This window comes from Thermoanaerobaculia bacterium, from assembly GCA_035717485.1.
Taxonomy (GTDB): domain Bacteria; phylum Acidobacteriota; class Thermoanaerobaculia; order UBA5066; family DATFVB01; genus DATFVB01.
Genome location: DASTIQ010000325.1, coordinates 1 through 10,528 on the forward strand (window position 1 = coordinate 1; position 10,528 = coordinate 10,528).

General features: G+C 68.5%; 8 protein-coding genes. 1 reads left to right on the forward strand and 7 read right to left on the reverse strand.

Translation table 11 applies throughout. The annotated features are described in order from the left end of the window. Positions 1-143: 143 nt before the first annotated feature. The 6 genes from VFS34_17080 to VFS34_17105 are packed head-to-tail and all read right to left on the reverse strand — an operon-like array spanning position 144 to position 5,309. Positions 144-2,081 carry an HD domain-containing phosphohydrolase gene (locus VFS34_17080; protein ID HET9796164.1) on the reverse strand — a complete coding sequence of 646 codons (1,938 nt, stop codon included), beginning with the start codon at positions 2,079-2,081 and terminating at the stop codon, positions 144-146. Positions 2,082-2,085: 4 nt separating this feature from the next. Beyond that, complete coding sequence (locus VFS34_17085; GenBank protein ID HET9796165.1) at positions 2,086-2,670, reverse strand: DUF3501 family protein; 585 nt, start codon at positions 2,668-2,670, stop codon at positions 2,086-2,088. Further along, complete coding sequence (locus VFS34_17090) at positions 2,657-3,949, reverse strand: heterodisulfide reductase-related iron-sulfur binding cluster (GenBank protein HET9796166.1); 1,293 nt, start codon at positions 3,947-3,949, stop codon at positions 2,657-2,659. Before VFS34_17090 ends, VFS34_17085 begins: the two co-directional genes overlap by 14 nt. A 2-nt stretch (positions 3,950-3,951) precedes the next feature. Next, positions 3,952-4,374 carry a rubrerythrin family protein gene (locus VFS34_17095; GenBank protein ID HET9796167.1) on the reverse strand — a complete coding sequence of 141 codons (423 nt, stop codon included), beginning with the start codon at positions 4,372-4,374 and terminating at the stop codon, positions 3,952-3,954. A 17-nt stretch (positions 4,375-4,391) separates the two neighbouring features. Further along, on the reverse strand, positions 4,392-4,853 hold the full coding sequence (locus VFS34_17100) for a transcriptional repressor (GenBank protein HET9796168.1): 462 nt from the start codon (positions 4,851-4,853) through the stop codon (positions 4,392-4,394). 42 nt (positions 4,854-4,895) lie between these two features. Next, complete coding sequence (locus VFS34_17105) at positions 4,896-5,309, reverse strand: secondary thiamine-phosphate synthase enzyme YjbQ (GenBank protein ID HET9796169.1); 414 nt, start codon at positions 5,307-5,309, stop codon at positions 4,896-4,898. A gap of 296 nt (positions 5,310-5,605) precedes the next feature. On the opposite strand from VFS34_17105, the gene VFS34_17110 reads away from it, so the two are divergent. Continuing rightward, positions 5,606-9,244: an FAD-dependent oxidoreductase gene (locus VFS34_17110; protein HET9796170.1), complete on the forward strand. Its 3,639-nt coding sequence runs from the start codon at positions 5,606-5,608 to the stop codon at positions 9,242-9,244. A gap of 312 nt (positions 9,245-9,556) precedes the next feature. On the opposite strand, the gene VFS34_17115 is transcribed toward VFS34_17110, so the two are convergent. Further along, on the reverse strand, positions 9,557-10,498 hold the full coding sequence (locus VFS34_17115) for a M23 family metallopeptidase (GenBank protein ID HET9796171.1): 942 nt from the start codon (positions 10,496-10,498) through the stop codon (positions 9,557-9,559). Positions 10,499-10,528 lie beyond the last annotated feature (30 nt).

Consider the following 10,528-nt stretch of genomic DNA (forward strand, 5'->3'; position numbering starts at 1 on the left):
TCCGAGGAGGACCTCTGGGAGATCCCGCACTGGCTCGAGACCATCCGTCACCGGCGGCTCCTCCCGGCCGCTCGCGAAAACGCGCTCGGACCCGTCGACGCGAGGATGTTCGAAGCGGGAAAGGTCGGCCGGGAGGAGCAGGCCTAGCGCGCGGTCGCTTCGAAGATCCGGCCGTCGACGAAGAGCTCGAGGAGATCGCGGTCGAGCGCGCCGCGCGCCGCCTCCGCCCGCAGGATGTCGATCGCCTCGTCGCGGGCGACCGCACGCTTGTAGGGCCGGTCGGCCGCGGAGAGCGCGTCGTAGATGTCGCAAATCGTCATCATCCTCGCGGGGGGCGGGATCTCCTCGGCCCGGAGCCCGCGCGGATACCCGCTGCCGTCGAGTTTTTCGTGGTGCAGCCACGCGATCTCCGGGACGCGCGCGAGCTCGGGGGTCCAGGGGATCTTCGAGAGGAACCGGTGCGTCTGCGTGACGTGAGACTCGATCTCGCGCCGCTCCGCCGGGTCGAGGCTCCCGCGCGAGATCGCGAGATACCGGGCGTCCTCTTCCGGAAGCAGGCGCTCGCGGTCTCCGTTGCCGAGCGGGAAGTCGAGATGCTCCGCCTCCTCCAGCGCGGGGTTCGGCGGCTGCGGGAGCACCGTCGGGACGTCCGCCTCGAGGATCCGCTGCCAGGCGGCCGCGAGCCGCGCCTCGGCGGTCTCGATCTCTCGGCGGGCCGCGTCGGCGGGCATTTCGCCTCGCGCCGACCGCTCCCAGAGCCGGACGGCGGACGCGAGACGCGCGCGCTCGAACCGCTCGCGCAGGAGGTCGATCCGCCCGGGGGGGAGCTTCCGGGCCTTCACGAGGACCGACTCGCGCACGCCGACCTTCCCGAAATCGTGCAGGACCGCCGCGTAGCGAAGCGCGGTCAGCTCCGGCGGCGAAATGCGGAACCCCGCGTAGGCGCCGGTCGACGCCCGGTCGGTCGCCTCCGCGAGCGCGCACGTGAGCACCGCGACCCGCTGGGAATGGCCGGACGTCGTCGGATCCCGCTGCTCGATCGCCGTCACCGAGGCGGCGACGAAACCGTCGAAGAGGTTCCGCAGGTGCGCGGTGAGGCGCGCGTTCTCGAGCGCGACCGCCGCCTGCGCCGCGAGAGAGCGCGCGATCTCCTCGTCGCGTTCGTCGAAGGGAACGGTCTCGCGCCGCATGACGGCCGTCGTCGAGAGATCGGGAATGACGCTCCGCTTCCGGTTCATCAGCTGCAGGACGCCGATCACTCTTCCCTGGACGTTCTTCATCGGCACCGCGAGCATCGATTCGGTTCGGTAGCCGATCTCGTCGTCGGAATTCCGGTTGAACCGGTACGAGGCGTCCGGCGAGATCGCGTGGACGTCGTCGATCCGGAGCACCTTTCCGCTCGTCGCCGCGTGGCCCGCGATCGACCGGCTGTCGAGCGGAAGGGACGCCTCTTCGAAGCGGAGCTTCCGAGAGTCGTTCTGCGCCGCCTTGAACCCCAGGTGCTCGGTGCCGTCCTCGCCGCGCTCGAGGAGATACAGGCTCCCGGCGTCGGCCTGGGTCAGGGCGCGCGCGCGGGTGAGGACATCCGCGATCAGGCGCGCCGGATCCGTCTCCGCGGCGAGCGCGATCCCGATCCGGTTCAGGTTCTCGATGTCCGCGTTGCGCGCCGCGAGCGCACGCTGGGCGACCGCGGCGACGTGCCGCTCTTCGAGGAATCGGAACACCGACCGGACGGCGCGGGCGACGTGGTGGTCCGCCGCTCCCTCCGGCAGCGAGAAGTAGACGCGAGGCGGCCAGAAGGGGTCGGCCGCTCCGGTGCGTTCGCCGACGACGACGATGCCGAGCCGCTCCGCGCCCTCCCCGAGACCTTCGGGGGGCGGCGCCGAGAGCTCGCCGTGGAGCGGATGGTCGAGCAGGAGGACGGCGACGTCGCCCTCCCCGAGGCGCAGAGCCGGGGACCGGAACTCGACCGGGTCGATGCCCTCGTGCGGGAGCGAGGAGAGCAGCCCCGCGATCGCGGCGCCGCGCCCGTGGAGCAGGCGGCGCCGGAAGGTTCGCGAGGGCGGGGCCTCCCGGGACATCCGGTCAGGGCTCCCGGAGGTCCTCGATCAGCTCCGCGATCGTTTCCGGCGGGAGATCGGTCTTCGCCCGGTAGTCGCCGTGCTCGAGAACGAGGCGCGCGGACCGGGCCGATTCGAGGGCGGCGCGGCCCTTTTCTCCGAGAGGGAACCGCACGTAGTGCACGGCGGAAATCTTATCCTCCCGTCCGTGTCCCGCCTCGAACTTCGCGAAATATTCCTTTCCGGCGATCTCCAGCCGCAGGCTGCGGCCCTCGTCGAGGCCGATGAAGGCGTCGAGGATCGGCTTCACGCGGCTCTCGTCGGTGATCTCGATGAACAGCGTCGCGGCCACTTCCCCTCGATCGGGGAGGAGCGTGTTGAAGACGTCGATCTCCTCCTGGACCTTCGCTGGATCGACGATCCGCTCGGCCCGCAGCATCTCCTGGATCTGGAAGAGCGCGGTCTCGCGGTTCTCGAAGACGAGCGTCACGAACGGCCCGACCGCGACGCGCCGGCGGCTCTTCACGTCGATCACGCGGCGACGGAACTCCGGCCGCGCCACCTCGTACTCGTGCAGGTTCTTCACGGCGACGGCGTCAATCTTCTCCATGGGTTTCTCCCTTTCGGTAGCAGTCCGCGAAGATCTCGATCGGATGCCGCGGCGCGACTCCCGTCCCCTGGCGGATCTGCAGCGCGGCGAGCGGGCAGTCGGTCGCGACCGCGTCCGGGCGCGCCTTCTCGACGGCGTCGAAGACCGGGCGGCCGATGTCCATCGACATCGGAAAGTACTCGGTCTTCATCGACCACGTCCCGTCGTGCCCCGTGCACTTCTCGACGGTCTCGACCCGCGTGTCCGGGATCAGCGCCAGGAGGTCGCGGGAGCGGAACCCGATGTCCTGGACCTTCAGGTGGCAGGCGATCTGGTAGAGAACGTGGCCGGCGGAGCGCGCGAAGTCCACCGCGAGCTTCCCGGCCGCGTGCCGCTTCATGAGGTATTCGGAAAGGTCGTGGGTCGCGGCGGAAACGTCCCGGGCGTCATCCTCGCTCCCCAGCACCGGGTACTCCTTCTTGATCGTGAGCGAGCACGTGGGTCCCGGCGTGACGATCGGAATCCCGGCGCGGACGAACGGCAGGAACGACGCGACGTTGTCCCGGCGATGCTCGCGCGCCGAGTCGAGATCCCCCGAGTCGAGAAACGGCATGCCGCAGCAGCGCTGGGGAGGAACGACGACCGTCGCGCCGCTCCGCTCGAGGACTTCGACGGCCGCCTTCCCGGTCTCCGGCCGGTTGAAGTTGACCGAGCACGTGACGAAGAGGAGGACGGCGTCGGCGCCGCGAACCTCGTCGAGCGTCGTCTTCCCGCCGCGTTTCTTCCACCAGCGGTCGAATGTTTCCCCGTGATAGACGGGAAGGAGCCGGTCCCGGTGGACGCCGAGGGTCTTCTCGAGCATCCACCGGGAGACCGGATTGCGGTTGGCGAAGTTGACGAGGGGCGCGGCGTTCGACGCGAGACGTCCGACCGCGTCCGCGGAGCCGAGGATGCGCTCCCGGACGGGGGGACGCCCCTCCCGGCGGACGCGGGCGGCGCGGTCGCGCAGGACGAGCCGCGGAATGTCCACGTCCCACCGGTGCGGCGGGTAATACGGACAGTGCGGAATGCAGAGCTTGCACTCGTAGCAGAGATCGGTGAACGCGTCGAGATCCGGCTTCGGGACCCGGTCGATCTCCCCGTCGACCTCGGAACGGTCGAGAGCCTTGAAGATCGTGTCGAACGACGGGCAGAGGTTGTAGCAGCGCCGGCAGGTGTGGCAGATGTCCATCACCCGCCGGTACTCCTTCTCGAGAGCCGCAGGATCGGCGAAGTCCTTCGCGGCCGGATCGAAGACCACGTCTAGGACCCGAGGGTGTCCAGGCCCTTCTGGAAACGTCCGGCGTGCGACTTCTCGGCGCGCGCCAGCGTCTCGAACCACTCGGCGACCTCGGTGAAGCCCTCTTCGCGCGCGGTGCGCGCGAACCCGGGGTACATCTGGGTGTACTCGTAGGTCTCCCCTTCGACGGCCGATTTCAGGTTCAGTTTCGTGTCGCCGATCGGGAAGTTCGTGGCGGGATCGCCGACCTCCTTCAGGAAATCGAGGTGGCCGAACGCGTGGCCCGTCTCCGCCTCCGACGTGTCGCGGAAGAGGCCGCCGACGTCCGGGAATCCCTCGATGTCGGCGCGCCGCGCGAAATAGAGGTAGCGGCGGTTGGCCTGCGATTCGCCGGCGAAGGCGTGCTTGAGATTTTCGTGGGTGCGGGTGTCTTTCAGGGCGGGCATGATTTCTCCTTTCGAATTCATCTCGCGGGGCGGGAGGCATTCTCCCGCTTCCGCGCGGAAACGCGGGGGGCGTGGGCGCCGGCGGCCCCGGTGCACGCCGGGCAGAGGCCTTCGAGCTCCAGGTGGTGGCCCGTGATCGTGTAGCCGGGCAGGGGAAACGACGCGGCGATGCTCGCGTTCTCCCCCTCGGGCCGCGGCACGTCGCGGATCACGCCGCAGCCGGTGCAGACGAAGTGATGGTGCGCCGACAGGTCGGCGTCCCACCGAGTCGTCTTTCCCCAGGCGTCGATGGCCCGGATCCGGCCTTCGGCGGCGAGCCGCTGGAGATTCCGATAGACGGTTCCGAGGGAGACCCGCGGCATCCGCTCGCGGGCGCGGGCGTAGACCCAGTCCGCCGTCGGGTGCGTCCCGGTGGAAGCGACGATCGTGTAGATCAACGCGCGCTGGCGGGTCTCTCGGGTGCGAACAACGGTCTCCATATCAATAACAATTACTGATACTGATCGATGGCACGGAGATTGTCAAGCGTCCGTCTCCGGCGCGGAGAGAACGTCGACGCCGACCGTGCGCTGACGCGGCCCGTCGAGCTCGAGGAGGAAAACGCCCTGCCAGCGGCCGAGCCGGAGCCGTCCTCCCTCGACGGCGAGAAGCCGCGCATTCCCCACGGCCTCCGACAGAAAATGCGCCGCCGAATTCCCCTCGCCATGATCGAACCGTACCGAAGGGGTCCAGGCGGCGAAGGCGCGTTCGAGATCGCTCCCGACGTCGGGATCCCAGTTCTCGCCGACGGTCAGCGCGGCCGTCGTGTGCGGCACGGACACCGCGACGAAGCCGCTCCGGACGCCGAGCGCCTCGACGGCCTCCTGCACTTCGCCCGTCACGTCGCGCCTCTCGATCCGGCGCGACGTCGAAACCGTGAACGTCTTCCCCTTCACGGTTCGAGTCTAGTCCGATGTCGCCCCTTCGGACGAGCCGCCGGGGGATTCCCGCGGCCGACCGCAAGGACGAACGCGGCCGGATGAGCGAGGCGTCCCGGAAGACGTATTTCGCCGGCTGGGGGCCGCGGTGAAGGCGTGCCGACTCGCGTCCGCCGAGCGGCGGCCGGGGCCCCCGGAACGGCGTGACGGCGCGTCCGGTCGCGCCTCCCTGAGGCATTTTCACCATTCGGGGAAATGCTCCCGCTGATACATTTGCGCGCCATGAGCGATCAGCGATCTGGTGCCCCATGTCGATGACCCTTCCCGAAACAACCCGCCTGGCGCTCGGAATTCCGGGCTTCCGCTTCGAGGATCTCCATTCCCCGGAGAGGCTTCGCGATCTCGACACGGTTTTCGTCGACGAGCTCCGCCGACGGGAGCCGGAGCTGTGCCGCACGCTCGAAGAAGCGCGCCGTCATCCCGACGCCGTCGCCCCCTCGGCCCTCTCCAACCTCCTCGTGGCGCTCGCGCCCCACCTCTCCTCCTTCCTCGCCCGGCTCTTTCCGATCGAGGAGGCATGGACGGCGCAGATGGCCCGCGCGGAAGCCGAATCGGTCCTCGGACGGTTCAAGCGCGATTTCCTCGTCCGCCGGGTGGTGAAGTCGCCGCTCCCCGAAGGTTTTCCCGCGATCGACTTCCCCGCCGCGTCCCGCGCTCTGCGCCATTTCGAGACGACACTCTTCCCGGAGCTGCCCTGGGGCGCCGACGAGGAGATGGCGACGGCGAAGATGGCCGTGGCGCTGCTCGACGCGGAAAGCGAGCACGCCGAGGTCGTCCGCCAGAAGAAACGGGAAGCCGTCTCTCCGGAGACCCGCGAACGGGTCGCCCGTTGGGCGGCGCGCGCCGGCGAAACCGTTCCCGAAACGGACGAGAGAGGATTCGACTTCCTCTCGCGGATGATCAAGTTCCTCGAAAACGCCCTCCACGTGCGGCTCGCCCACCCGGAGGGAAAGCGAGAGATCCGCTCGTGGTCCTCCTTCCGGCTTCCCGAGAAGCTCGATTTCGAAACGCTCGTCGAAACGGTGCGCCCCGACGGCTCCCTGCCGGAGCGGCGCATCGGCCCCCCCGAAAAGCACCGCCGGCGGGATGGATTCAAGCTGACCGATCCGCGGATGACGCCGCGCGGCGTCCAGGCGGAAACCCAGTACTGCCTGATCTGCCACGACCGCGACAAGGACTCCTGCTCGAAGGGCTTCTTCGACGCGAAAACGTCGACGTTCCAGAAGAACCCCCTCGGCGTCGCTCTGACGGGCTGCCCGCTGGACGAGAAGATCTCCGAAATGCACGTGATGCGGCGGCGCGGCGATTCGGTCGCGGCGCTCGCGATCGTCTGCGTGGACAACCCGATGTGCCCGGGCACGGGCCACCGGATCTGCAACGACTGCATGAAGGGGTGCATCTTCCAGAAGCAGTCTCCCGTCGACATCCCCCAGGCCGAGACGGGAATTCTGACCGACGTCCTCGACCTGCCGTACGGCTTCGAGGTCTATTCGCTCCTCACGCGCTGGAACCCGCTGAACATCCGGCGCCCGTATACGCTTCCGTACAACGGCAAGAACGTGCTGATCGTCGGACTCGGGCCCGCGGGATACACGCTCGCCCATTACCTCGCCAACGAAGGATTCGGCGTCGCGGCGATCGACGGGCTGAAGATCGAGCCGATCGACACGGAGCTCGTGCCGGTCGAGAGCTACGCGGCGTTGAAACAGCCGCTCGACGAGCGCCCCCTCGGCGGCTTCGGCGGCGTCTCCGAGTACGGGATCACCGTCCGATGGGACAAGAACTTCCTGCGCGTCATCGCGCTCACGCTCGCCCGCCGCGAGAACTTCCGGATGTTCGGCGGCGTCCGCTTCGGCGGAACCGTGGACGCGGAAGAGGCGTTCGCGATGGGGTTCGACCACGTCGCGGTCGCCGCCGGGGCCGGGCGCCCCACGATCGTCGGAATGACCAACAACATGATCCGCGGGATCCGGCAGGCGTCCGATTTCCTGATGGCGCTCCAGCTCACGGGCGCTTTCAAGAAGAACGGTCTCGCGAACCTGCAGGCGGAGCTCCCCGCGGTCGTCATCGGGGGCGGCCTCACCGCGATCGACACGGCGACCGAACTCCTCGCCTACTACCCGATCGAGGCCGAACGCACGCTCGAGCGCTACGAAAACCTCGTCCTCGAACGCGGAGAGGAGAATCTCCGCGCGATCTTCGACGCCGAAGAGCAGGAGATCCTCGATCGGCTCCTCGCCCACGGCGGAGCGGTCCGCCGCGAGCGGCGGGAGGCGGCGGCGCGCGGCGAGGCGCCGGACTTCGCCCGGCTCTGCCGCCAATGGGGCGGGGTGTCGATCGTCTATCGCCGCACGATGGAGGAATCCCCGGCCTACCGGCTGAACCACGAGGAGATCATCAAGGCGCTCGAGGAGGGGATCTCCTTCGTCGAGACGCTCGACCCGGTCGAGGCGGTCCCGGACGAGTACGGGAAGCTCCGGGCGATGCGGTTCCGGCGGACGTCGGGCGAGCTCGTCGAGCTCCCGGCCAGGAGCTGCCTCGTCGCCGCGGGCACCACCCCGAACATCACGTACGCGAAGGAGAAAACGGGAACGCTGCCGCTCGACGAAAAGCGGCGATTCTTCGCGCCGCACCGGCTGTCGGAGGAGAACGGCAGGAAGTCCCTCGTTCCCTGCCAGCCGCTCGATCCGGGCGGGATCTTCACCGGCCTCGACCACGGCGGGAAGTTCATGACCTATTTCGGCGACAACCACCCGCGGTACAACGGCAACGTGGTGAAGGCGATGGCGTCCGCCCGCGACGGATACCGCTGGATCACCCGCCTCTTCCGCGAGGAAATCGAATCGAACGATCCGGCCGCCCAGTCCGCCCGCAATGCGGAGTGGAAGCGGTTTTCCGGAACCCTCGAACGCGAATGGACCGCCACGGTCGTCCGGGTCGATCGCCTGACCCCGACGATCGTCGAGGTCGTCGTTCGGGCGCCGGCCGCCGCCCGGCGCTTCCATCCGGGACAGTTCTACCGGCTCCAGAATTTCGAGGCGTCCGCGCCTCGCGCGGCCGGCTCTCCCCTTCTGCTCGAACCCCTGGCCCTGACGGGCGCCTGGAAGGACGACTCGGAAGGCCTCCTTTCGATGATCGCGCTCGAGATCGGCGTCTCCTCGCGGCTCTGTGCCGCGCTGAAACCGGGCGAGCGGGTCATCGTCATGGGGCCGACGGGCGCACCGACGGAGATCCCCGAGAAATCCACGGTCATGCTGTGCGGGGGCGGTCTCGGCAACGCCGTGCTCTTCTCGATCGGAAAGGCGTGCCGCGCCGCCGGGAACCGGGTGATCTATTTCGCGGGTTACAAGAAGGGGGAGGACTTCTACAAGCGGGAGGAAATCGAGGCGGCGGCGGACATCGTCGTCTTTTCGGTCGATCGCGGAGAGCCGATCCCGGCCGTCCGGCCGCAGGACCGCTCGTTCGTCGGCAACATCCTCGAGTCGATCACCGCGTACGCCGAAGGGCGTCTCGGCGACCGCCCGATCGATCTCCACGACGTCTCGCGGATCATCGTCATCGGATCCGACCGGATGATGAGCGCGGTCGCGGCGGCCCGCCACAACGCGCTCGCGAAATACCTCTCGCCGAACCACGTCGGGGTCGCGTCCATCAACTCGCCGATGCAGTGCATGATGAAGGAAGTCTGCGCGCAGTGCCTGCAGAAACATCGCGATCCGGTCACCGGCGCCACCAAGGAGATCGTCTTCTCCTGCTTCAACCAGGACCAGCTGATGGACGAGATGGACTGGGGGCACCTGGCGGCCCGGCTGCGGCAGAACACGGTGGCGGAGAAGCTCTCCGGCATGTGGCTCGAGTCGCTTCTGGCGCTCAACCCGATCGCCCGGGTGTAGCGCCGGCGGCGCGGTGATTCATCGAGCCGGACGGGCGCATGCCGCCCGCATCCCGTCGGGCTCGCGTCTCACCGCGTCTTACGACTGCGGCAAAGGCGTACCGCCGATCTGGGACCCTCCGTCTGCGTTCGCGATACGGCTCGACTCAGTTTGCCAGCGGCGTCGAGGCGCGGCCAGACGTGGGCGAGACGCGATCCCGCCGATTGCCGGGCCCGGCGGCGTACGGGGCGAGCGCGACCGGCCGACCGACGTACTTCGGAGGGCGAGGACGTGCGTATGCACGCGATGTGGTCCGCGCTTCCCGGCGGCAGCTTATTTCGCGAAGAGGAAGACCAGATAGGGATTGACGGCCAGCCCCTTCTTGAAGTCCAGGGCCAGCGAGTCGTCCGGGAGGCGGGTGACGGAGAAATGGAGATGGGCGCCGTGAGCGTTGCCGGTCGCGCCGACCTGACCGAGGATCTCCCCCTTCTTCACCTTCATTCCCGCCATCAGGCCGTGGGCGTAATGGGAGAGGTGGCAGTAGTAGAAGAGATACCGGTTCGAGGCGTCGCGGAGGTAGATCGCGTTTCCGCCCCGCTTCTCTCGCCCGATCCGGACGACCTCCCCGTCCGTGACGGCGAGGACCGGCGTTCCCTTCGGGGAGCCGATGTCGAGCGCGAGGTGCTGGTAATGGTGGCGGCGGCCGCCGCGGGGGTTCAGGAAGGAGTCCTGGAGGCGGTCCCGGGTGACCCCCTCGACGGGGATCTCGAGATTCATCGAGAGAAGCTCCTGCAGATACTCGTCTTCCGGCGAAAGCAGGGTTTCCGAGGATTTCGGACGGAACAGCGCCCCGACCTTCTTCATGGCCGAGACGACGCTGTGGAGCGCGCTCTTCTTGGCCAGGTCGCCGGCGGGAACCTCCTCGAGGTCCGTGCCGTCCGCCTCGTCGTCGTCGCACCCGCCGGAGGCGATCTCGTCCTGGGTACAGGGCGCGTCGTCGTCGTGGACGTCCACGACCGCGACCTTCTCGATGATGTCGCTCGTTTCGGTCTTTTCGTCCCTTTGCGCGTTCTCCGCCTTCAGCTCGTCGGCGGGGAGCGGTCCGAACGGCTCCAGCGTCGTGACGCCGTCTTCCGGAATCCGAATTTCCGTTCGGACGTGCGACGCGATGGATTTCCGGTGGCGCGAGCCGGAGGTCCGGCGCGCGAGAGCCGTCGCGGGAAGGATGAGGATCGTGGTGACGCTGAGGGCGAGAACCGTCCGTACGAAGCGCACGGGGCATTATCCCGATCGCCTCGGGCGAAG

Bases quoted from the DNA above. Each gene is read 5' to 3' on its own strand.
- VFS34_17080 (HET9796164.1), bottom strand. From the start codon at position 2,081: ATGTCCCGGGAGGCCCCGCCCTCGCGAACCTTCCGGCGCCGCCTGCTC.
- VFS34_17110 (HET9796170.1), top strand. From the start codon at position 5,606: ATGACCCTTCCCGAAACAACCCGCCTGGCGCTCGGAATTCCGGGCTTC.
- VFS34_17085 (HET9796165.1), bottom strand. From the start codon at position 2,670: ATGGAGAAGATTGACGCCGTCGCCGTGAAGAACCTGCACGAGTACGAG.
- VFS34_17100 (HET9796168.1), bottom strand. From the start codon at position 4,853: ATGGAGACCGTTGTTCGCACCCGAGAGACCCGCCAGCGCGCGTTGATC.
- VFS34_17095 (HET9796167.1), bottom strand. From the start codon at position 4,374: ATGCCCGCCCTGAAAGACACCCGCACCCACGAAAATCTCAAGCACGCC.